The organism is Clostridium sp. CS001, assembly GCF_020443565.1.
GTDB lineage: Bacteria > Bacillota > Clostridia > Clostridiales > Clostridiaceae > Clostridium_AD.
Window position 1 is genome coordinate 82,105 of the sequence record NZ_JAIZZN010000012.1, and the last position, 24,385, is coordinate 106,489.

At 30.7% G+C, this 24,385-nt stretch carries 17 protein-coding genes; 9 read left to right on the forward strand and 8 right to left on the reverse strand.

Translation table 11 applies throughout. From position 1 onward, the window contains the following. Positions 1 to 29: 29 nt before the first annotated feature. Positions 30 to 452 carry a YaaR family protein gene (locus LGK97_RS10140; protein WP_226259648.1) on the reverse strand — a complete coding sequence of 141 codons (423 nt, stop codon included), beginning with the start codon at positions 450 to 452 and terminating at the stop codon, positions 30 to 32. Positions 453 to 766: 314 nt separating this feature from the next. Here LGK97_RS10140 and LGK97_RS10145 point away from each other — a divergent pair, with 314 nt between their 5' ends. From LGK97_RS10145 to LGK97_RS10155, 3 genes are all read left to right on the forward strand, one after another. After that, the gene (locus LGK97_RS10145) at positions 767 to 1,303 is read left to right on the forward strand and encodes a chromate transporter (protein WP_226259649.1); all 537 of its coding nucleotides are present in this window, start codon (positions 767 to 769) and stop codon (positions 1,301 to 1,303) included. Continuing rightward, positions 1,304 to 1,831: a chromate transporter gene (locus tag LGK97_RS10150; RefSeq protein ID WP_226259650.1), complete on the forward strand. Its 528-nt coding sequence runs from the start codon at positions 1,304 to 1,306 to the stop codon at positions 1,829 to 1,831. It begins immediately after the preceding gene. A 181-nt stretch (positions 1,832 to 2,012) separates the two neighbouring features. Beyond that, complete coding sequence (locus tag LGK97_RS10155) at positions 2,013 to 4,676, forward strand: cation-translocating P-type ATPase (RefSeq protein ID WP_319001559.1); 2,664 nt, start codon at positions 2,013 to 2,015, stop codon at positions 4,674 to 4,676. A 58-nt stretch (positions 4,677 to 4,734) separates the two neighbouring features. On the opposite strand, the gene LGK97_RS10160 is transcribed toward LGK97_RS10155, so the two are convergent. From LGK97_RS10160 to LGK97_RS10170, 3 genes are all read right to left on the reverse strand, one after another. Next, positions 4,735 to 5,574, reverse strand: a complete 840-nt coding sequence (locus LGK97_RS10160) for a S1 RNA-binding domain-containing protein (protein WP_226259651.1) — start codon at positions 5,572 to 5,574, stop codon at positions 4,735 to 4,737. A gap of 59 nt (positions 5,575 to 5,633) precedes the next feature. After that, positions 5,634 to 6,131 (reverse strand): GAF domain-containing protein, encoded by a 498-nt coding sequence (locus LGK97_RS10165; RefSeq protein WP_226259652.1) that lies wholly within the window; start codon positions 6,129 to 6,131, stop codon positions 5,634 to 5,636. Positions 6,132 to 6,205: 74 nt separating this feature from the next. Beyond that, positions 6,206 to 6,712 (reverse strand): gamma carbonic anhydrase family protein, encoded by a 507-nt coding sequence (locus LGK97_RS10170; protein ID WP_226259653.1) that lies wholly within the window; start codon positions 6,710 to 6,712, stop codon positions 6,206 to 6,208. A 354-nt stretch (positions 6,713 to 7,066) separates the two neighbouring features. Here LGK97_RS10170 and LGK97_RS10175 point away from each other — a divergent pair, with 354 nt between their 5' ends. From LGK97_RS10175 to LGK97_RS10195, 5 genes are all read left to right on the forward strand, one after another. Continuing rightward, a complete protein-coding gene (locus tag LGK97_RS10175; RefSeq protein WP_226259654.1) occupies positions 7,067 to 10,087 on the forward strand; it encodes a vitamin B12-dependent ribonucleotide reductase in 3,021 nt (1,006 codons plus the stop codon). A gap of 406 nt (positions 10,088 to 10,493) precedes the next feature. Next, a complete protein-coding gene (locus LGK97_RS10180; RefSeq protein WP_226259655.1) occupies positions 10,494 to 11,348 on the forward strand; it encodes a TnsA endonuclease N-terminal domain-containing protein in 855 nt (284 codons plus the stop codon). Between the two features lie 10 nt (positions 11,349 to 11,358). Continuing rightward, a complete protein-coding gene (locus LGK97_RS10185; protein ID WP_226259656.1) occupies positions 11,359 to 13,527 on the forward strand; it encodes a transposase family protein in 2,169 nt (722 codons plus the stop codon). A gap of 16 nt (positions 13,528 to 13,543) precedes the next feature. Next, positions 13,544 to 15,220 carry an ATP-binding protein gene (locus LGK97_RS10190; protein ID WP_226259657.1) on the forward strand — a complete coding sequence of 559 codons (1,677 nt, stop codon included), beginning with the start codon at positions 13,544 to 13,546 and terminating at the stop codon, positions 15,218 to 15,220. A 12-nt stretch (positions 15,221 to 15,232) separates the two neighbouring features. Beyond that, on the forward strand, positions 15,233 to 15,520 hold the full coding sequence (locus LGK97_RS10195; protein ID WP_226259658.1) for a hypothetical protein: 288 nt from the start codon (positions 15,233 to 15,235) through the stop codon (positions 15,518 to 15,520). Here LGK97_RS10195 and istB read toward each other — a convergent pair. After that, positions 15,484 to 16,215, reverse strand: coding sequence for an IS21-like element helper ATPase IstB (gene istB, locus LGK97_RS10200; protein ID WP_226259659.1), 732 nt, complete (start codon positions 16,213 to 16,215; stop codon positions 15,484 to 15,486). The two genes, LGK97_RS10195 and istB, sit on opposite strands and share 37 nt — an antisense overlap. Then, positions 16,212 to 17,720, reverse strand: a complete 1,509-nt coding sequence (gene istA, locus LGK97_RS10205; RefSeq protein WP_226259660.1) for an IS21 family transposase — start codon at positions 17,718 to 17,720, stop codon at positions 16,212 to 16,214. The genes istB and istA overlap by 4 nt, the downstream gene beginning before the upstream one ends. A gap of 108 nt (positions 17,721 to 17,828) precedes the next feature. Here istA and LGK97_RS10210 point away from each other — a divergent pair, with 108 nt between their 5' ends. Beyond that, positions 17,829 to 19,565, forward strand: coding sequence for a TnsD family transposase (locus LGK97_RS10210; protein WP_226259661.1), 1,737 nt, complete (start codon positions 17,829 to 17,831; stop codon positions 19,563 to 19,565). 245 nt (positions 19,566 to 19,810) lie between these two features. Here LGK97_RS10210 and LGK97_RS10215 read toward each other — a convergent pair whose 3' ends face one another. Next, the gene (locus LGK97_RS10215) at positions 19,811 to 23,707 is read right to left on the reverse strand and encodes a tetratricopeptide repeat protein (protein WP_226259662.1); all 3,897 of its coding nucleotides are present in this window, start codon (positions 23,705 to 23,707) and stop codon (positions 19,811 to 19,813) included. A 252-nt stretch (positions 23,708 to 23,959) separates the two neighbouring features. After that, entirely contained in the window at positions 23,960 to 24,214 is a 255-nt protein-coding gene (locus LGK97_RS10220) for a hypothetical protein (protein WP_226259663.1), read from the reverse strand. Between the last annotated feature and the right edge of the window lie 171 nt (positions 24,215 to 24,385).

Below are 24,385 nucleotides of genomic sequence, written 5' to 3' on the forward strand. Positions count from 1 at the left end.
ATTAGTAGTAATATATACTTTTTCCCTCTTTATTTATAAATATCCACAATTAATCCTGAAATCTCATCTATAGTGTTTGCAATATCTAAATTCTCTTTTTCCTCACTTAATAACATTTGAGTAAGCTCTTCCAATTTTAAATCTATGGTCTCTACAGTTATAAAATATTGAGTTTGCCAAAAGCTAATATCTTTTTTAATCTCGTACATATGTTTCAAAACAGATTCTAAATATTCCTTAATTAAATTTTTATATGCTTTCACGTCTGAAAAACACTTTGTAACGCTTAATCTATTACCCCTCTTTTTTATATCCTCCATCATATCCTTTAGTTGTTGCTCTGATTTTTGTTGCCTAGCAAAGCTAAAGTTTTGAGAAAAATCCTTTTTACTAGATATAGTCTTTTTATCCTGTGTAACTGGTGAATTTCTTCTAGACCTTGATATTTCCATAATTCTTCTCACCCCTAGTTATTTTATATTATTTATTTTAAGTTTTTCGCATTATTATCTTCACATATACCTATTATATCGAACTTTATGTAAAAAAACATCTGATATTAACAACTAATTCTTTTCTTATATAAAAATTAATACGTTAAAAAGCAATTATAACTACTTTTTAACGTATAAATTTGCCATTTTTTTTTTATACTAGTATAATTAACAGATAACGCTCTTGTAGCTTATAATTGAATTGTTATAGGCTACATATTGAAACTTTGCATTTCTATTAATGCAAAAATTTAATTCCGTGAGGTGTGTAAATGAAAAAATTGCTTGATATGTTTTTGACTTTTTTTAAAATAGGAGCATTTACCTTTGGTGGAGGATATGCAATGATACCACTAATTGAAACTGAAGTTGTGAATAAAAAACAATGGCTTTCTAAAGAAGATTTCTTAGACATAATTGTTATCTCCCAAACCTTTCCTGGAGCCTTAGCTGTTAACAGCAGCATATTTATTGGTTATAGAATATCTGGCCTTCTTGGAGCTATCATTGGACTTTTAGGAGTAGTTTTACCTTCATTTTTTATAATACTTATCATTGCAGTTTTTTTTATGAAATTTAGAGATTATTACTATGTAGATTTGGTTTTCAAAGGTATTTCTGCTGCGGTACCAATGCTTATACTAATAGCTGTAGTAAGCTTATCTAAATCCGTAAAAAGAAACTATTCAAACCTTGTTATAATTTTAATTTCTATGGCAAGTATATTATTTTTAAATGTACACCCTGTTATAGTTATACTTTTATCAGGTTTATACGGTATTATATTTCTTGGAAAGAAGGTGAAGTAATTGTCTATTCTAGTTAAAATTTTCTTATCCTTCTTAAAAATAGGTGCCTTTAGCTTTGGTGGAGGCTATGCTATGCTTCCACTTATCGAAAGAGAAATCGTAGATAGTCATAATTGGATTACCTTTAAAGAATTTATTGATATTATAGGCATATCTCAAATGACTCCAGGGCCTATTGCAATAAATTCAGCTACTTTTGTAGGCTTCAAAATTTCTGGAATTTTAGGAGCAATTGCTGGTACACTAGGTGTAATTACATTTTCTTTTATCTTGGTTTCCATAGCTAATCACTATATCTTGAAATTTAAAGAATCCTATATAATGAAGGCTGCTCTTGAAGGTATGAGACCTGCACTAATTGGTCTTATAATCTCTGTATTCTTATCCATGGGCCGCGAAGCTTATAAAGACATCAAAAGCGTAGTAATCGGATTTATAATTTTAGGACTATTACTTACTAACAAACTTCACCCAATATTAATAATAATAATTTCAGGGGTATTGGGTGTGATATTTTTCTTATTTTAATAACATTTTGGAAGCTTCAAGCCTGCAATTTTCTATAAGTTGCAGTTGCAGTTGCCTAGCCTAGAAAGGTTGCTTTGGTGGTATCTAAATCTGCTTCCAAAGTTATTAATATTGCAGCATCGTAGATGATGATTAATAAATTAAAATGAAATAACAAATACTATAAACCGAGGTGATATTCGTGTTCTTTAACAAAACTATTGAAGAAGCTTTAAATGAATTAAATGTTAGTCCAATAACAGGACTTTCAGAAAAAGAAACAGATCTAAGAAAAGAGAAATTTGGATTAAATCAATTAGCAAGTAAAAAACCTAAAACCTTAATATCAATGTTTTTTGCCCAACTAAATGATATGTTAATTTATGTTTTAATTGCAGCTGCCGCAGTTTCTGCTCTCCTTGGTGAAGTAAGCGATGCAATCATAATTGCTATTGTAATCATAATTAATGCTACAGTAGGAATTATTCAAGAATCTAAAGCAGAAAAGGCCCTTGACGCACTAAAAAAATTATCAACGCCAAAGGCCGTAGTAAAAAGAGATGGACAGTTAAAAGAAATACCATCTGAAGAAGTTGTCCCTGGAGATATCGTTATTATCGATGCCGGAAGATACATTCCCTGTGATTTAAGGCTAATTGAAGCTGCAAATTTAAAAATCGAAGAATCTACCCTTACAGGAGAATCCGTTCCCGTAGATAAAGATGCATCTTTGGTTCTAAATGGTGAAGATATTCCCTTAGGCGACCAAAAGAATATGCTCTTTATGTCTACCTTAGCAACCTATGGTAGAGGTATTGGTCTAGCCGTATCCACTGGAATGAATACTGAAATAGGTAAAATTGCTAAAATGTTAGATGAAAATGTGGATGATCAGACTCCTCTGCAAAAGAAACTAACGCAACTTGGAAAGTATCTAGGAATAGCTGCCCTACTAATATGTGCCTTAATGTTTATAGTAGGTGTTCTACAAAAGAGAGATCTATTTGAAATGCTACTCATATCCATAAGTTTAGCAGTTGCAGCAATTCCTGAAGGTCTTGCTGCCATAGTAACTATAGTTCTTGCTATGGGTGTTCAAAAGATGATAAAGAAAAATGCCATTGTAAGAAAATTACCAGCTGTTGAAACTTTAGGTTCAGTAAATATAATATGTTCTGATAAGACAGGAACCTTAACTCAAAATAAAATGACTATAACAAAATTCTATGTAGATGGTGACTTAACAAACATAGAAAGCCTAAATATTAATGATGATGGACATAAGCTATTACTAGAAAATCTTGTTTTATGTAATGACGCTACTTACTCTGAAAATTCAAAAACTGGTGATCCTACTGAAATTGCTCTTCTAATAGCCGGTGTTGATTACGGCATATTTAAAGATGCTTTAGAGGAAAAACATCAACGAATTGATGAAGTTCCTTTTGATTCAGATAGAAAATTAATGACTACTGTAAATAAGTATGGTGATGAATTTTATGTAATGACAAAAGGTGCCATTGATAATCTTATAAAACTATGTAATAAAGCTTATATTAAAGGCACTATTGTAGATATCACTCCAAAAATAAAAGAAGATATATTAGTGGCAGCCAATAGTATGTCTGACAATGCACTAAGAGTTCTAGGTTCTGCTTATAAAATCCTTTCAAGCGCTCATGCAGATATTGATTCATTAGAAAGCGATTTAATACTTATTGGACTGGTAGGTATGATAGACCCGCCTAGACTAGAAGTTAAAGATTCTATTTCATTATGCATGAATTCTGGAATAAAAACTGTAATGATAACTGGTGATCACGCAAATACAGCCTTTGCTATAGCAAGGGAACTTAATATTACAAATGATCCTTTAGCAGTTATGTCCGGCTCTGAGCTTGATAAAATGTCAGAGGAAGACCTAAATAATAAAATTGACAATATAAGAGTATTTGCAAGAGTATCCCCTGAACACAAAGTAAAAATTGTGCGAGCTCTTAAAGCTAAAGGAAACATTGTATCAATGACAGGAGACGGAGTAAATGATGCTCCATCACTTAAAATGGCAGACATCGGTGTAGCCATGGGTATAACAGGTACTGATGTAGCCAAGGGTGCTGCTGACATGATCCTTGTAGATGATAATTTTTCCACAATTGTTACTGCAATAAAAGAAGGACGAAATATCTTCACAAATATTAAGAAAACTATAATATTCCTTCTTTCTTGTAACATAGGAGAAATTATAGCACTATTTCTTGCCATACTTCTAGGTTGGGCTACTCCACTTAGACCTATTCATATATTGTGGGTTAACTTAATCACAGATACACTCCCAGCCTTAGCACTTGGCGTAGATCCTGGTGACCCTGACGTAATGAAATATAAGCCACGTAACTCAAATGATAGCTTATTTAAGGGTGCAACTTTGAATTTACTTCTTAACGGACTATTAATCGGTGTATTAACATTAACAGCATTTATAGTAGGTTTGAAATATTATACAGGTGCAACAAATTTATTCCCACTATTCCCTGGAAATATTTCAGATGATGCTTTAATGCATGCACAAACCATGGCTTTTGTGGTGCTTAGCGTTTCTCAGTTAGTTCATTCTTTAAATATGAGAAATGAAAAGAAATCCATATTCCAAATAGGTTTATTTTCAAACAAGTATTTAATTGGTTCCATAGTTTTTGGTGTTTTACTTCAAGACTTTATAATAACAATACCACTTCTTGCAAATGTTTTTGGTGTTCATGACTTAAGTTTAATGGATTGGGGATTTGTTACTATTCTTTCCTTGATGCCATTACTTATTAATGAAATCGTAAAAATATTTAAACGTGGGTCATCTAAGATATAAAAAGATAAGAGGCTGATGAATTTAATTCATTAGCCTCTTATCTTTAAAACAAATATAATTATTTTAATCTTGTACCTTCTTCGTTTTGAACAATTAGATCACTTTTCATAAGTCCTCCTAATGCTCTTTTAAAAGCATTTTTGCTAGTTCTGAAAATCTTCTTTATATCATCTGGAGAACTTTTATCATTGTATATCATTGACCCATTATTTTTATTTAAAAATTCTAATATTTGCTCTTCAACTACATCTCTTTCTTCTAGTCTTGGTTTTCTTGTAGTTACATCCATTTTACCATCTTCATAGTATTTTTTTACTCTTACAGTTAATTTATCTCCAGGTGTTATGCTAGTATAATTCTCATTTCTTAAAACAACCGCTCTATAAGTGTCTTCAATAGCAATCATTAGAGTACCATTTGTCTGGATTCCGTATACTGTACCTTCAACCTCATCATCAATATTGTATGAGTTTGTATCATGTAAATATTTGTCAATATATGTAGTTGCTGCAAGTCTTCCCGTCTTATCTAAATAAACATAAAAGAGGTACTTTCTACCTGTTTCTAATTTGTAATTTTCCTCCTTAAAAGGAACAAGTACATCTCTTTCTAAACCGATATCTACAAAACTTCCTATTTCAGTAATATCGATTACTTTAAGATAAGCTAAATCTCCAACCTTTGCATGGGGTCTTTTTAGAGTTGAAATTAACCTGTCGCTTGTATCCCTGTATATGAATGCTTCAACTTCATCATCAATATTAAGCGCCCTACCTAAAGTACTTTTCATTGGTAATAATATGTCATCACTTGTGTTTCCTGTCTCAGCGTCCAAGTAGTACCCAAATTCTGCTCTTCTAACTACTTTTAAACTATTAAAATCTCCTACTTTTATCATATATAATCTCCTACCTCTTATTTAATCATCACCCGCGGTGATATAATATTAAAATACCTCTAAACTTTTGACCAATCTACATATTTGTTAAGCTTATCAACAAATTGTACTAAGTATTTTTCTTCAAGCTCTGTAAACCTTCCGATTTCCGGGCTATCTAGATCTAAAACCCCATAAACTATATCATCTTTTATTATTGGTATAACTATTTCTGATTTTGTTGCACCATCACAGGCAATATGTCCTGGAAATTCCTCTACATTTTCAACGCGCTGAAGTTTCTTTTGAGCTACCGCTGTTCCGCATACACCTTTGCCCATGTCTATTCTGTTACAAGCTGGAAGTCCCTGAAACATTCCAAGAACTAATGTATCTTCTCTTAATATGTAAAACCCCGCCCAATTAAGTCTATCCATAACCGCTTTAATTATTGCTGCAGCATTTGATAAATTTGCTAGATTGTCTTTTTCTGAGCTAAGCTGTCCTTCTAAAAGAATAAGCATATATTTATATTTCTGCTCATTTGTCATGTTTTCTATACCATTTAGCTTTATCATTTCTATCACTCCTTAAAAAACAATAAGTCCATACCCTTTATTCTGGTTAAACTCTCATAAAAATAAAATCTATTTTATTTTATACCATATTTTTTTGAAAGCGATACATAATTTTCTGCAGATATTCTTATGCTTTCTTTTTCTTCCACTGTTAGTTCTCTAATTACCTTTGCAGGTACTCCCATACAAAGCACCCCCGAAGGTATCTTCTTACCTTGAGTAACTAAACTACCAGCTCCAATTATTGTGTATTCCCCTATTTCAGCACCATTTAATAGCGTGCTACCCATACCAATTAAAGTGTTATTAGAAATTTTACACCCATGTATTATGGAGTTATGACCAATAGTTACATAATCTCCGATATCCGTTGGAAAATCATCATCATTATGCACTGTAGAGTTATCTTGAATATTTGTACAAGTACCTATAGATAAATAATTCATATCACCTCTTAATACAGTTCCAAACCATATATTACTATTCTCGCCTATACACACATTTCCTATAACATCCGCGCTACTAGCAATAAAACAATCTTTGTGTATATTTGGTATTTGTCCATCAAATTGATGTATCATAAGTTAAACGACCCCTCTTCTTAAAATAATAAACATATCTCTATTATACTCATATATTCTATAAATTCACCTATAATTTGATATTTTCTTTAATATTCCTAAAGAAAAATTGTTATTGATTTTTCTATGGCTTTGCTATATGATACCATATATAGTTATTGATTTCTTTGTGCTTACTACATATTGTATATTGCACTACCTTAGCAAATAATATTGTGCTAAGTAATTTATAATGCCTTTAGATATATCAACGCATGCAATACAAAAGATTAACTTACATAATATGGACCTAGCTTTAAATAACTGTTAAATAATAGGGGGTGAAGGTACTAGCTTTTTGAGCTAGTATTAATTATGACTGAGATAAAAAGTTTATTTAAAAGGTTTTACACAAAAGAACTAGAAAACAATAAAAACATCACTGTTTTTGATTTGTTTAAATGGAAAAAGGTAGATGTTTTTCTAAAAGACCATAAATCTAATAAAACTCTTGTAGATATGAAGGATTTAGAATTTCCTGAAGATTACTCACAAAATTCCTGCGATATTATTGCTTCAAAATATTTCAGAAAGTCCGGTGTCAATAATAAAGTTGGCTATGAAAACAGTATGCGATTAGTGGCTCATAGGCTTGTTAACTTTTGGTGTGAAGCTCTGATTGATGAAACTGTCATTAAATCTCAAGAAGAAAAAAACATTGTTTATGATGAATTAGTATATGCATTTTTAAATCAAATGTTTGCTCCTAATTCTCCACAATGGTTTAACACTGGTCTTAACTTATCCTATGGTATAAAGGGTAGATCTTTAGAAAATTATTATTTTGATGAAAAAGAAAATAAAATAGTGGAAAGTGAAGATGCTTATTCAAGAACTCAGGCTTCAGCATGTTTCATTCTCTCAATTGAAGATAAATTACTTGGAAAGCACTCTATCTCTGAGCAGTATGTAACAGAGACTAAGTTATTTAAAGGTGGCTCTGGTACAGGTACTAACTTCTCTTCTATAAGAGGTAAAGGTGAAAGATTATCTGGTGGTGGAATTTCTTCAGGTCTAATGAGTTTTTTAAAAGGCCTAGATAGAAATGCAGGAGCAATAAAATCTGGTGGAACTACAAGACGTGCTGCTAAAATGTTATGTCTTGATATTGACCATCCTGAAATAATGGAGTTTATGACTTGGAAGGCTAAAGAAGAAGACAAAGTACGAGCTCTCACAAAAATGGGTTATGATGGTAGTTTTGAAGGCGAATCATATGAGACTGTCTCTGGCCAAAATGGAAACAACTCTATAAGATTCTCAGATGAATTCATGAAAAAGGTTAGTAACCTTCCAAGCAATCCTAAACAGACAATTACCCTTAAAGGAAGAACTGATAGTTCGGTAGATACAGATATAAGTGTTAAAAAACTATGGGATACCTTTAATAACGCTGCTTGGCAATGTGCTGACCCCGCTCCTCAATTTGATGATACCTTTAACGCTTGGCATACTTGCCCTGCTGGAGAAGATGGACAAGTTAATGCTAAACACAACAGAATCAATTCAACTAACCCTTGCGGCGAATATGCCTTTTTAGATGATACAGCGTGTAACCTAGCTTCTATTAATATCTATAAATTCTATGATATTAAAACTAAGAAGTTTGATGTAGAGGGGTATGTGCATTTAATAGGACTTACTCAATTAGTACTTGAAGCCTCTATTCATTGGGGTCAATTCCCAACTGAAGATATAGCAAGAAAATCTTACTTATTTAGAAGCACAGGACTTGGAATTGCAAATATAGCCTCTTTATTTATGGTAATGGGTTATGCCTATGATTCAGAAAACGCAAGAAACCTAGCCTCCTCGTTAATTGGAATAATGACTGCTCAGTCTTATTATGTTTCATCACTACTATCAAAAGAGTTAGCTCCTTTTGATAAGTATGAAATCAATAAAGAGCATATGCAACTGGTTATACGAAATCACGCTAGAGCAGCTGGAGCACTAAATAGTGCCTATGAAAATTTAAATTATGAGCCTATAAAAGTTAACCATGATATTTTAAGTAAAAACTCCTTAGAGTCCATTTCAGAAACCTTAAAAAGTTGTTGGTTAAAGGTAATTAAAAGCGGTGAAAAACACGGCTTTAGAAATGCCCAGGTTTCGGTTATTGCTCCTACTGGCACTATTTCCTTTGCAATGGATTGTGGAGCAACTTCTATTGAACCATATTTTAGTCATTTTATTTATAAGAAATTATCCGGTGGTGGTTATATGACCATGGTAAACCCTGTAATTAAAGATTCATTGGATAACTTAGGGTACTCTCAAAGTGAAATAAATGATATTCTAGATTATATTCTTAGAAAAGAAAAAGTTAGCGAAAATGGCTTTGAGTATGAAAAGATTATTGATGGAAAAATCGAAGGCGCACCGCATCTAAAACCTGAGCATCTACATGTATTTGATACAGCTAATAAGTGCGGTAGTGGAAAGAGATATATACCTTATATGGGTCATGTTTTAATGATGGCAGCAATAACTCCAATGATATCAGGTGCTATATCAAAAACAGTAAATCTACCTGGAAATGCTACTATAGAGGATTTTAAAGAAGTTATATTACAGTCTTGGAAATTAGGTGTTAAAGGTATCTCCTTGTATAGAGATGGTTCTAAGGCAAGTCAGCCTTTAAACACTACTTTATCTGAAGATAAAGAACTGTCCCTTGAAGATTTATCTTATTCAGACCTTTTGAAAAAAGCTAAATCACAACAAGAAGTTTCAAATCATTCTACAAGAGAAAAACCAATTGGAATACGTTATGGCACTACTCATCCTGCACAAATTGATGATGTAAAAGTCTATACTACAGTAAATAGGCGTTCAAACGGAGAAATCTCTGAAATATATATAACAACAGATAGAGAAGGTACAATAATTACAGGGCTATTGAATTCTCTTTCAAAGTCAATTTCAGTAATGCTCCAGTACCATGTGCCTGCAGAAGATATTTCTAAAATGCTAAGAGGTCAAAAATTTGAACCTTATGGTTTTGTGCAAAAACATCCATATATTAAATCTGTTTCTTCAATATCAGATTTAATTAGTAAAATTATAGATATTGAACTAGGAGACTATACTAGGTGTCAAATAAAACCTGACAATTACAACAATACACCTAAAAACCCACTAATGCCCGAAGAAAGTGAAATTTCAAGTAGCATGGCAGAATGTGAAGATGTGGTAGTTACTTTAAGTACTGATAAAATTCAAGGTGAAAGGTTATACTCTGAAACCTGCTCTCATTGCTCAAGCACTAGACTTGTTAGAAACGGAACTTGCAAGGTATGCTTGGACTGCGGAACAACTACAGGTTGTAGCTAGTGCCACCCAAGTGGCAAGTGGCAAAAGTATAAAGACAACATAGTTGTATACTGAAACAACTATGTTGTATCCTCAAACAACAATCTCATATCCTAATACAACTTTGTTGTATACTGAAATTTTTATTAAAATGTATATTTATATAATTTTACTTTTAAATAAAACTTTAAATGACTATTTATAAATTTAATATAAATAGTCATTTTTGTTACATATTGATATGTAACTTGGGATATACTAATTTATAAGAACATTTGTTCTCTAAGAAGGTGAACATCTTGTAAATTAAAAATCATTATCCTAATGTTTGATTTTTGCACTTCACCCTCTGGAGGAAACTCCAGGGGGTTTTATCTTTAACAAATTGTTACAAATAAATCCTTTTAAACTATCAGGAGGAATATAAATGGGCAGATACAATTCAAATAAACTTACAACTAAATTTGTTAAGGGCTATATGAAGGATAGACTTTGGGAAAAAGATAACTCTGATTATGTTCCTTTCTTAAGCGTAAGAAGTGTACCAACTAAAGGTAAGGCTAACCGTATTATTGGATGGAAAACTTGTAGAGAACATCATTTCTTATCAAAGTTAGAATATGCTGCATTTTATTATTTTGATTGGAGTGATGACATATTAGATATAAAAGAACAGTATCCTCTTTTTCCCATGGAAGCTTTACAACATATAGCGATAGAAGCTGGAATAGATTATCCTAGTTTTAATGGTGAACCTATTATTATGACTACAGATTTCCTCATTACCACTAAGATAAATGGCAAGATAATTCACTATGCTAGAACAGTAAAACCATCTGCTGACCTTTCTGATGAAAGAATTATAGAAAAGTTTGAAATTGAGAGGCGATTCTTTAATTCAAAGGGCATAGACTGGGGCATCATAACTGAAAAAGAGTTATCAGATGTATTTTTAAGCAATATGGAATTACTTCATTCAAATAAATTACTAAGTAATGGAACCATCTTAGAAAAACAGTATTTATTTGCTATGTATAAACAGCTGACTGAAGGCATAGAAAAAGCTACTCCTAAAAACATTCCAATAGCCTATACTCTTACACAGCTATCAAACGACTTGAATGTAAGTATTTCAGATATAACTGAAATATTTTTAAAAGCAATAGCCGATAAAATAATAGTTTTAGATATATATAATAAGCCTTTAAATATAACAACATTAACTATAAGTGATGTAAAAGTAAATAACGAAATACTTTTAATGGCAGTTAATGCACTCTAGGAGGTATAGCATGAAAAAATTACAGGTCAATATGGTGTTTAGAAATACAAAAGATAATATTGATTTTAGAATTATCCATATATCCTATGATTATTCTGACATAGTTTGCATAAATCTTAATAATGAAAAAGCACTTCCATATTGTGATAATACTGCAAATGTAGAATCTCAAATTAGTGATAGTGAATTAGAACTTTTAGAGAATGATCCCTATTTTAGATTTTTTGATGAAAGCGTTATTCCATCCAAATTCTTATTAATGAGAGATAACGCTTTTGAATATATACAAAACTTATGTTCCTCTAAGAACTTATTTGACCTTTGCAATGAATACAAGAGGGGAAATTTTATTAATGAAGTGGCTACAACCTTTAAAGTAACTAAACGAACTATATATAAAAACATGCGTAAATTTCTTCAAGGTGGAATGACCAAAAATACTCTTTTACCACCTCCACCAAAACCCAAAGTTCCTATATTTTCAGTTAAAACTGGAAGAAAACGATCCGTAACTCAAGGTGAAGGCATCATAATTGATGATAATGTTTTACTACATATAAAAAACATCTATGAAAAGTATTACCTAAAGATTGATGGTTCAACTATAAAACAAGCGTATCATGAATTTTTATATCAATATTATTCTTATCTTACAATAGAAAATGACAATGAAGTTAGGAATATACTTGATGATGATAAGATACCAACACTTAGACAGTTTACATACCACATGGATAAGATTAGAAATATTAAACAAGAAATAATACGCAAAATTGGAGAAATTAAATATCAGCAAACTGAAAGACCTACTCTTTCAAGAGAAGATATTAATATCTTTGGTCCAGGACATTTATATGAAATTGACTCAACAGTAAGTGATATCTACCTTACAAGCAATTTTTCTAGGAATATAGTTGTGGGAAGAGCAGTTTTATACATAACAATTGATGTGTATAGCCGCCTTATAACTGGATTTTATACAGGACTTGAAGAGAGTAGTTGGATTGCTGCTATGATGGCATACATGAATATGAATGAAAATAAGGTAGAGTTTTGTAAAACATATGATATAGATATTGAAGAAGAACAATGGCCTTCCTATGGCATACCCTCCAGAATAAATGCAGATAGAGGCGAAACTATAAGTAAGGCATCTGACGAACTTGTAAAACATCTTCATATAAACATTGAAAATAACCCTCCCTATTGCCCTGATATGAAAGGTATCGTTGAAAGATGGTTTAAAACTATTAGTGAATATTTGCAACGCTATGTTCCAGGTGGAGTTAGAAAAGATCATCAGCAAAGAGGTGGTGAAGATTATAGGAAAAGTGCTGTACTTAATATAAGAGAGTTTAATGAGATGATGATAAGATTTATCCTTGGTTATAACAATACTGTCATGCAATCATTTTCTATGAGTAGAGATATGATTGATAATCAAATAGTTCCTACACCGGCAAACATCTGGAATTATGGTGCTACAATGAAACTTCTCTTTACAAATAGTATACCCAAAGAAAAAATGATGCTTGCACTAATGCCAAAGGATAAGGCATCGGTTCAAAGGGGTGGCATTTGTTTTAAACGGCTATATTATTCATGTGAAACTGGAATACGTGAGAATTGGTTCTTAAGAGTTTCAAATGCACCTAGAAGTGTTGATATTGCCTATGATCCAAGGAATCTTAATAAAATATACGTCTATGACAAAAAAACGATGCAATTTGAAACCTGCAATATGCTTCAAAAAAGTCTTAAAGATTATAAAGATATATCCCTTGATGAATTAGTTAAGATAAGAAGTACTGAGTCTAAATTAAAGAAATTAAATAATACTGAAAATATCTCAGTACAAATAAATTCCCATCATCAGATGAAGGATATAATTGATAATGCTGTAAAACAAGCAAAAGTCTTATCCCCATTATCAAAAGGTAAGATAAAAAATATACCTCTAAATAAAAGACTTGAAAGAACAATTATGCGTAAAGAGGAATACTTTGATCTTGCTCCTCAAATTCAAAGTAATGAAACCCCTGTTGTGGAGTTAGATAAATATAAAAAACTGCCTTCAGATAATGGTGAATTGTCATATGAAGAACATGAACAAAAGCATAAGGATGAAATGAATGCTTTATTGCAAAGTATTGTGTTTGCAGATAAGTATAATAAATAATGGAGGTAGATAAATTTTGACTGAATATAAACGTAGGATGAATGCAATATACACTACTCCCTCTCTACCTGATTATGATGGTAATCCTTTTATAGAGGCTCTACCTCCACTCCTTGAGCCCACTGAACTATATAGGAAGCTATATTCACCTATTAAGTATAGTGATGATGAAAGGACATTATCAAAAAGTCAAAGAATACAAATTCTAAGTAGGTTAAAACAATTTTTTATGCCTAATAATAAACATGTTGAGCTATATAATAAAATCTACATGGCACTTACAGATGGTTACAAAGATAAAAACCCTTTTAACCCTGAGAATGTCAGAAGGAAATGTAATATACGACGAAAATACTTTAATCATAATATTGATATTAGTAATTTTTATATAGATGAAGATATGATTGAGGATATATATACTACCTCCAGTGGCTTATGCATATTTGGTATTAGTGGTGGTGGAAAGACTGTTTCAACTAACAAAATACTTAATCTCTTTCCTCAATTTGTACAGCATACTGAATATAAAGGCTATTCATTAATAGAGAATCAAATAGTTTATATTAAATTAGAATGTCCTACAGATGGAACCATAAAATCTCTATGTAATGCCCTATTCAACAAACTTGATGAAATTATAGATAATGCTCAGTATTTTAAAAATTGGGGTGGGGAAAGACGTGGAACTATGGTTCAAAATATGCCTAATGCTGCTATTAATGAAAACATTGGTCTTATTGTAATAGATGAAATACAGCATCTTGCAAGAACCCAATCGAAAACTAAAGAACTTTTAGATTTCCTGGTTGAGATAATAAATACTATCCAAGTTCCTATACTTGTAATTGGCACAAATAAAGCCTATCAGGTTCTACAGGATAACATTAGAGGGCCAAGAAGGATAGGTGGTAATGGGTTTATGCTTTGGGATAGGATAACCGATAAGAGTGAATGGAATACCTTTATGACAGCCCTATGGCAATATCAGTGGACTCAAGAGAAAGTTCCTTTATCAGATAAGCTAATTGATTTGTTTTATGAACACTCCCAGGGCATTGTAGACTTTGCAGTTAAACTTTTTACATTCACTCAAGCTAATTCGATTTATAATGGCCATGAAAAAATAGATGAACAAACAATCAATGAAACTTCCAAAAAGGATCTTGCTCTTACTAAGAAAATGAGAGACGCAATAAAAAGCGGTGATATTGAACTGATGGCTCAATATGAAGATATCTTAATACCTGATGCAACAGAAAAATTAAGGGATCTTGCTAGATTATCAGAAAAAGAAGAAATTATAAAACAAACCTTCGCTTTAGATAAGATGGTACTAGAAAATCGGAAAGAGGATTTATATTTAGAATTGCTTAATAAAATGCAAAAGATGGCCTCTGGAGAGACTGACTTATTAAAAAAGGCATTACATGAAACATTAAAGAATGTTGATATAACTAAATCATATTTAGAGATTGAACAGGATGCACAAGTATTGTTTATGGAGAAGTTTAGGAATAAATTAATGAATGAATCACAGAATCTACAAAAGCAACAAAAAATCAAAAATATTGCTTCTTATAAAAAAGATGACTTGCGCAGTGCATTTGATAATGGTAAAAAAGAGAAAAAAGATGTATATATGGTGCTTCACGAGATGGGCTATATTAAATCTCCTATAGAGTTCATAAATTAAGGCGGTGTAAATATGCTTTCCTATTTTCCTCAAATAAGAGATGAGGAGTCAACCTATAGTATTTTTTCAAGGCTTCAATTTGCTATGCAACCACCTAATTTTGAAGTTATGGGAATAATGCTTTTTAATAGAAAATTTGAAGTTGGAAGATTAAACTTCCAAGGTTCTTTTGATTATCTATGCAATAATCTTCCTTCAAACTGTTTTTGGCAAGCTAAAAACCATGCATTGCGGAACTTAATTTTTCCAGCACCCTATTTCCATTATTGGGTATTCATGGTTGAGTGTGTTAAGCGGTAGCTTGGCCCACTAAAAACTAATAAATGGCTGTGATGAACTAGTCGATCAATGATAGCGCTGGTAAGCTTTTCATCATAAAAAATACCATTCCATTTGCTAAATTCTAAGTTAGTGGTGATAATTACACTTCGTTTTTCATAACATTCCGAGATTACTTGAAATAGTAGCTGTGCTCCCTCTTTTTCAAAAGGGACGTACCCCCACTCATCACAAATCAACAGGTCAACTTTCTCTATCTGACGCATAAATCGTTTCAATTCTCCTTTAGCTTTTGCTTCGCTCAATTGATTAACTAGTGCTGCTGTGCGAAAGAACTTTACTCTTTTTCCTCTAGAACAAGCAGCTACGCCTATGGCAGTGGCCATGTGACTTTTCCCAGTTCCAACAGGGCCATATAATACTAAATTTTCTAGCTTATCAATAAAACCTCCGGTTTTTAAATCATCAATATCAATTGCTTGAGGAACTTGAATATCTTTAAAAATATAATCTTCAAAGGTTTTAATAACATCAAATCCAGCTGATTTAAGGTTTCTATTTCTTCTAACTACTTCTCTATTTTCAGCTTCACGTTTTAATATTTGTGCTAAGAAGTCCCCAAAATCCGTTGCTTGAATTTCCGCATAGTTTTCGTAAAAACTAGTTCCTAGTCTAAGTTCTTTGCAATAATGTTTTATTAATACATCTGAGTTCATTGATTTAGTCCTCCTGCAACCATTAATTTATCATAAACAGTTATGTCAGGAGTGTACTTCTCAAGTTTTGGTACTGTTTCGGAAAGACAAATATCTACTTCCGGTAAAGGGCCGGTCGTTAATCGGCAATAGGTAGCCAAAATACTATCTACATCACTTGTCCCACAGTTAATGCTTTCTTCAAATGCTGCTATTGCGGAATCTATATTTGTATTTGCTGTCATTCTGGTAAGTAATTTAAGTGCTTGCTTTTTGGTTACATAATCACATTGATTCATATATTCTTTAATGGTTGTAGGTAATTGATTAAAGAGTCCTGTGTATTTTAGGGCCGTAGGCCGGTTAGACATAAGTTCTAAATAAGGAACCCAAATCATCGATTCTTTTTCCTCTCCATATAGCCTACTATGAGTAACTATAAGTTTACTGTTATAATCTAACACATCAATATCATCGGCTCCAACTTTAAACATAACTTGTTGGCCTGCCATATTGGGAGATGTTGAATAAAGTCTTCCATCAAACTTCGCTTTACCATAATTGTCTGCCTTTGCAAAGTGATGCAAATACACCTCAAATGGAGCATCCGGAAGTTTAAAGAATTCTATGATATCTTCTTCAAACAAATCTTTGATAAGCCCATGGCCTTTATAATGCATTCTATTCATGTCCTTATCACATTTTTCAAGAAGTTCCTTATTGAATTCTTTTAGACTCTTAAATTCCGGAACTGGCACTAAGAGATTTCGGCGGTGGTATCCCACCTTTGCTTCAACGGACCCTTTCTCATTACCACTATTTGGATTGCAAAAATTACTTTGAAAGCCATAGTGCATCATAAATCTTATAAATCCATCTGTTAAATCACGTTTTCCATATTCTTTAACTTTCTTAACTGCTGTAGACATATTGTCAAACCATATAGCTATTGGAACACCACCAACATGTTCAAATATTGCTTTCATACCTTCTAATAGACATTCTTGATTTTGACTTTTAAAGAGTTGCATATATCCACCATTGCTATGTGGATAAGAAATATTAAGATAATTGCCATCATATGTAATACCATTTTCAATAAAACGAGCTTCTCCAAAATCAACCTGAGCTTCACCTGGCGGATGCTCTAGTGGTAGAAATCCATCGGTAACCATGACCAATTCCTTTCGTAGCTTTGCAACGAATTTTCTTACTGATCTTTCATGAGCATCAAACTCGTTTGGATAAAGTTCTTCTAATCGATCATGTATTCTTTTTGCTGTATGCTGTTGTTTGTGCGGAGCATTCTTATCATCAGTGAGCCATTTCAAGACAATATCTCTGTAAGGTGATAATTTGCCCTCACGCTTTTGTTTTATGGGCATTCCGAGATTAAAATCTTCTTTATCAACATATCTTTTTACTGTAGAAAAATCATGCCCAGTAATTTCAGCAATTTTTCTTAAACTTTTTCCTTCAAATTTCCTCAAATGTCTGATACGATATATGTGTTCCATTGTTAGCATCTCCTCGTTCTCCTTTTCAGTTTCGTCACTAAAAAGGATAGTATATTTTGAGGGTGCTGGCAATGGATTTTTCCATTTTATGCTTGGTTTTTTAAAGGCCGGTCTGCATTGATTTTAGTATACCAGAAACATTCAAACTTTACTTCTGAATCTTTTCTTAACAATAATACTATCTATCCTCTTTTTATGCCTTTTTTAACAACAGAAAAGCAGGAAAAGGCTTTAGCATATTTCAAAGGTGATTATGCTGATAAAATTAATAAATGCCTTAGAATAAGCGATATTACTAAAACAAAAACATACATAAGAGTATGTAAAGAATGTATTAAAGAAGATTTTAATATTTATGGGGAGCCTTATTATAGACGGCAACATGAGATTGAATTAAACAGAATGTGTTATAAACATAAAGTTCCTTTGTATGAGTATAATATATTCCCGTATAAAATACCAAGAAGATATGATGATTACTATACAGTTTTAAGTAATTCAAAAGAGATAGCTATCCGCGGAGAATTCAAAGAAAGATTCTTGGATATCGCTGAGGATATAAATACTATATTTACTGCAAACTTAGACAACTGGAGTATTGAAATCACCAAAAATAAGATATCAAATAGAATTGCTGAAAAAGGATATGTAACAGTTAATGGTGTAACATTACAGCAACAATTTAGTAAAGACTTCAAAAAATATTATACTGAAGAATTTTTAGATTATATTGGATATAATTTCGATGTAGATGAAAATGATAGTTGGATTAGGCATACTACTACTAGAAAGAAACCTGTAGGAGATCCTTTAAAGTTTATTTTAGTTATAAGATATTTGTTTGGTAGTTTTAAAGAATTTTATAATTATAATAAAGAATATAGGGTATTTAAAGAAGGACCTTATCCTTGTTTAAATATAGTCTGCTCTAATTACAATAAGCTTGTAATAAAGGATGTAATGCAAATAAATGAATCACATGGTTATCCACTGGCTACTTTTATATGCGAACATTGTGGCTTTAAATATTCCAGTAGAGGACCAGATAAGAATGATAATGATATATATAACAAGACCTATGTTAAGCATTATGGTCATCTATGTCATGATAAATTAAAAGAATGTGTAGATAAAGGTTTTAGTCTTAGAAAAATGTCTAAGATAATAGGCTGCAACATTGAAAGCCTTAGAACTTGGGCTAATGAATACAAGCATCCTAATTTAGTGAAAACCCCTGAAATGGAATTAACTAATGAGCCTGATATTCTATTAATAGAGCAGTATAAAAATGAATTCATAAGTTTCATAAAAGATACCCCTACTGCTACTAGATTAGATATGCGTAGATTTAACCCAAAGGCCTATAATTACTTGTCTGAAAATGATAATGAGTGGATATTTAATAATATAAAATTTGTTGAGGGACATATAACTGTTTCAAAAGAAGAAAGACTTAATAAGTATTGGTTAAATAAAGATGAATTAATAGCAAGAGATTTATTAAAGGCAATAAGTAAAATTAAAGCTGAAAAACCACTTTATGAAAGATTAACCATTACTGTTTTACAAAAATATATTGGATATTATAATTTGCATCAAAACAGAAAAAAACTTCCTAGATGTTCTGAGATTTTAAATAAAGTATGTGAAACAATCCCCGATTATCAAAAACGCAGGGTGAATTACGTTATGAAGGAAATGGCTGATAATGGTGTTAATATAAGTATTGCTAAAGTTATGCGAGATGCAGGTTTAAGAACTCGAGCAAATGAAGAAGTTCTTAATTATATAGAAGAAACGGTAAACAAGCATAACTGTGGCGATGTAATTGTTATAGAAAATAGCGATAACTAAAGTAAAGAATTGGGATAATCCAATTCTTTACTTTATAAATATACATATATTTACATACCCGAAAACATCTATGTTACTGAATTTTTTGAATTTTGTATACTTTAACACTTGGATTGTTGCTTCTAATTCTATGAATAATTAAAAATTGTATACTCATAATATTATCAATACTCAAAATAATAACTTTTCAGGTAACTTATAATATTTCAATGCTTTATTTATTTTTATTGTATTCCGTTTACTATTTATGCTTCAACTTTATTGTTCTTTTCCCAAGCCTTTTTACTAAATTTAACTATCCCTTTTTTCTTTTTGGAAGGACAATCCTTTAATTTACAAGCACTACAAATCTTAGTGTCAAATTTAATTGAATATGTTTTTTTGCTATCAGAGTACCTAGACTCTAAAGGCTTCACTGCATTAATGCATTCTCTTACAGCATGAGTATTTATATCAATAATAAAATAACCATAAGGGAAATTGCTTTCTATTTGTTTTCTTTCTTTAATTACTTCGTGATTTTCAATATCTCCAAGAATAACCCTAAGCTCATTCATCGTTAAATCTGTTTTGTTACAATTTAACAAATTGTCTATTTTTTCAAACCTTTCATATTGAATTCTAGCTTCTTTTATATTTTTAAGGTTTAAATATGCACTACATATACGTTCAAATGATACGTGTAAATCATGCGTGCTAATTCTATGATCTTTAGGCCAATCCTCTAATACCATCATAAAATACTCTAAATAGTATTTTAAGCACTCTCGATAGTTTTTAATTAAATAATAACTATCAGCAAGTCCCATATATATTTCACATTTGTTTATTGTATATGCATAATGACTTGATTTAATTAAAATAATATCATTCTCACTTAAATATAAAGCTTTTTTTAAATGTTTAATAGCTTTATAATTCATTCCTAAATCAAGATAGGCTAGACCTATTCCTTTATGAGCATTTAAACAACTCATTTTTTCATATACTATGCCAGCATTTTCTATGTTATCGCATAATTCAATTGCTTTACTAAAATAAGGAACTGAACTTTCAAACTTTTTTTCCATAGAATAAATTGTTCCAATTTCAGTGGCAATATGTATAATAAATGAGTAATTCACACTTTGATTAACCCCAGTTACTTCCTCAAGTCTATTCAATGCTTCGTTTAGATTTTTTAGAGCAATATCTACTTTTCCCATATTATAATATATACTACCAATACACTCTTCAGTTCTTGCAATCATGCTTACAAATTCTTTATCTTCCTGTAATAGTTTATATTGAATTTCTAACGTCGTTTCCGCGGTTTCTAATGCTTTATCATATTTTCGGGTATAGCAATAAACTCTGGAAATCTCAAGAAGAACATTGGAAAACATCCAATTATCATGTTTATCGCTATCATCAATGTATCTATTATAAATCTTAATTGCCTTGTCATAATATTCCTCAGCTTTTCCGTAATCGGATACTCTATAATAAACTCTACCTATATTTACATACTCTTCTGCTATCTCTTTTATTAAGTAAATAAGTAATTCATTAGAATTCTCTAAAGTATCTTCATCTTCTAAAAACTCTTCAAACGTAATATTAGAAAAAATTTTAAACATTTCTTTTCTACAATTAATTGCCATATTGTATTTTTCAATTGCAATCTCATATTCAGTTTCAATATTTTCAAATAATGAATCTCCCAACTTTGAATTTCCAAAAGCTTCAAAGTAAAGTGTCTTAAAGTAATCTATTTCACCTGATAACAATTTCTGAATCTTTATAAGCTCAGAATAAATTTTAAAATAACGCTTTCTATTGTGTTCATTAAAGCTACTATGATCGAGTTTTATACCCTCATCAATAAGAATTTTGCAGAAATTTTCATTTAGAATAGATGAAAAGTCTACATCAATTCCTTTATCAAAATAGCTCAGTATATTTGAAATTAGATACAGTTCTCCATCATTAATTGATTCATTCTCATCAAACTTATAATTTGATAGCTTCACTATCCATCCTTCTACGAGCTGTTCAATTGTAGTTTTTAACTTTTCCTGTATAAAATCTTTTAATTCTATATGTGATATTGATAGTAGATTTCCACGATAACTTCTTTCACTTTTTAACAAACTTTGAATTTGGTAAAGATAAGAAAGAACTTTAAACGTTATTCTATCATCACCGTAAAGATAAACAATTTCTTTTAATGTAAGGGGCTCGTCAGCAAATGCTACAATTGCCAATACTTGTTGAAACCCTTTAAAATATTTATCTCCCAAATGCAGGTTAAGTTTTTTTAAAAAGATTTCAAATATTTTAGCTCCTTTAGGTAATAACTCGAGTAATTCATCATCTGAATTTTGCATAATCACTTTTAAAATACTCAAATATAAAAATCTGTAATCAGCTTTTTCCAGAATAACTTGAATTTTCTCTTCTTCTTGAAACTTTAACTCTTCAATTATATACTCTTTTAGTATCTCTATATTTTCAGCATTAAATCTATCGTAGACAATCTGATTTTCTTCTGGAATATTGTATTCTTTAACTGATTGAAGTATGTGTGGAGGTAACTCCTTGTCAGTTCGACATGTTAACAATATATAAATTCCTTCATCTAACTCTTCATCATGAGGAATAATTTTTAATATTGAATCATTATCTTTATTTGGCATCTCGTCTATTCCATCAATAATTAGCAATAACTTATCTTTACCAAAATACTTTTTATACTTGTCTCTATAATCAGAAAGTAGCTCACCAAATTTTTTTTTCATTTCAGCTGGTTTTCCGGATAACATTTTAATATTTTTTTCCTTAATGATAACCTTTCCTTCGCTATTGGTCCTAAATAAATCACTTAATCCTGTATAAAAATAACCATAATCTGAAAGGTATGAGTCATTCATATAATAACTTCTAACTGTAAAATCATCAATTTCAATTTTATTATAGCCATTTTCATCTAAGGCTTTTGAAAATGTAGTTTTACCCATACCTCTTTCCATCTGAAGTAAGAAAATCCCTTTGTTAGTATTTAACAATCTACTTCTCAACCATTCTTCAATATACATAGGATTTTTATAATCATTAATATGCTGTATTTCATTTAAAACTCTTTCGCTTTCTGCTAGATAACTTTCTTCTTCCGGACTTTCAGTGTTTTGTTCTATAATTTTTATATTTCCATTACTTTTTAAAATCTCAATACTTTCCTTATAAAGTGAATGGTAATATCGAATCATATTGCCATTTACAATATCTTTTTTAATTCCATTTATATAATTTAATATGGATACTTTTTTCTTTTTTTCAATATATGTATCGAAGAAGAATATTTCACCGTTATCTACCAAAATAAATGGATGAATTTTGTTTAAGGACATTTCATCTTCAAAATATAGCATACCATCAACAGAAAGGTTCTTTGCTAACTCTATTCCTCTAAGTTCTATATTACTACTACTCATTTCCATACAGAAGTTCAACTTCAAGTATAAATGATTACATACGTTAAAGTGCCTTTTTATAATTTTTATAAGATTAATAACTTCATTCTGAAATTCAATATCCGAATCAAACTTTAGAGCACCATGCCCAATAGTTTCATTTCTCCATTTAACGATATCTATCTTCTGATTAAAATAAATATCCCTAATGCTTTTCAATATCGGTAATATAACACTATCATTGATTAAGTTTTCTTTATATATTATATTAGTTAAATTTCTCCAATCTCCAAGTCCAAGAATTTTTTGAAAAGACAATGCTATTAACTCTATTTCTTGTATAGATTTTTCTTTTCTATTATATATAACACTCATAGCCATTAGCGTCGGAAACTTTAGCAATACTTCTAGAAGATCTTTTATCTGAAGAATTGCTCCGTAGGTGTGTCCTTCTTTTAACATACAATAAATTCTATAATATTCGTGAGCAATAATAGATGGATATTCGCTAAATGCTGGTTTAAACCATAGTTCATCATCCTCACAAATTTTTATAAACCAACTTTTTTTATTATTTTCATATTTACTTTTAAATTTATCAATTCTCATCATGAATCCACAATTAGGACATTCATAAATATTGTTATTTACAACTTCCAATATACTTGAGCATTGAGGACATATTGGCATATTAAATCATCCCTTTCGTAGAAATATTGCCATCATTTCAAAACTTAATTAATTTAGACTTATTCATATATTACATAATTAGAAAATAGAAGTTGTTCATTACACTTATTATAGGTAATTCTATAATAACATTTCCGCTACTATTTCAAATTATAATCTAAATCTCTAGGTGTCTTATGACTTTTTATTCAACCCTTAACTTTTTATTCATCTATTTTAGATGGATATCGTAGTATAATAATACTGAGTAATCTAAAGTAAAATGTACACAATTGCTTTTGCAGTAATTGTAAAATTTTCTTTATTGAACTTCGTTTGTTTTGTAAATATTTGACCATGCATAACATTTCCATCCTTTTTTTCTATCCTCATAATCCATTTATTCATAGAATTAATGGATTCAGCATTAGGTACAAATTCAATCTTAATTACTTTTAATTTTCCAATTTGTTTTTCTTTCATTGAAATTATGTCAATGCCTTCTTTTATCACATATATTCGATTCATAAAGCTATCATAAATTGTTTGCTTTATCATAGCGATAATGTTTATGAAAGAATATACAAGTGTTATAGGACATCTCAGTTTGCAGCATTCAGGACAAGAAAAGTTGCAGCAAGAATATTAAAAAAAATCGTAGATAGCTTTTATATAAGTTCTAAACTGCCTACGGCTTTT

Coding starts and splice junctions, on each gene's coding strand:
- LGK97_RS10140 (WP_226259648.1), bottom strand. CDS start 452: ATGGAAATATCAAGGTCTAGAAGAAATTCACCAGTTACACAGGATAAA.
- LGK97_RS10145 (WP_226259649.1), top strand. CDS start 767: ATGAAAAAATTGCTTGATATGTTTTTGACTTTTTTTAAAATAGGAGCA.
- LGK97_RS10160 (WP_226259651.1), bottom strand. CDS start 5,574: ATGATAAAAGTAGGAGATTTTAATAGTTTAAAAGTAGTTAGAAGAGCA.
- LGK97_RS10165 (WP_226259652.1), bottom strand. CDS start 6,131: ATGATAAAGCTAAATGGTATAGAAAACATGACAAATGAGCAGAAATAT.
- LGK97_RS10170 (WP_226259653.1), bottom strand. CDS start 6,712: ATGATACATCAATTTGATGGACAAATACCAAATATACACAAAGATTGT.
- LGK97_RS10175 (WP_226259654.1), top strand. CDS start 7,067: ATGACTGAGATAAAAAGTTTATTTAAAAGGTTTTACACAAAAGAACTA.
- LGK97_RS10180 (WP_226259655.1), top strand. CDS start 10,494: ATGGGCAGATACAATTCAAATAAACTTACAACTAAATTTGTTAAGGGC.
- LGK97_RS10185 (WP_226259656.1), top strand. CDS start 11,359: ATGAAAAAATTACAGGTCAATATGGTGTTTAGAAATACAAAAGATAAT.
- LGK97_RS10195 (WP_226259658.1), top strand. CDS start 15,233: ATGCTTTCCTATTTTCCTCAAATAAGAGATGAGGAGTCAACCTATAGT.
- istB (WP_226259659.1), bottom strand. CDS start 16,215: ATGAACTCAGATGTATTAATAAAACATTATTGCAAAGAACTTAGACTA.
- istA (WP_226259660.1), bottom strand. CDS start 17,720: ATGCTAACAATGGAACACATATATCGTATCAGACATTTGAGGAAATTT.
- LGK97_RS10215 (WP_226259662.1), bottom strand. CDS start 23,707: ATGCCAATATGTCCTCAATGCTCAAGTATATTGGAAGTTGTAAATAAC.
- LGK97_RS10220 (WP_226259663.1), bottom strand. CDS start 24,214: ATGAATCGAATATATGTGATAAAAGAAGGCATTGACATAATTTCAATG.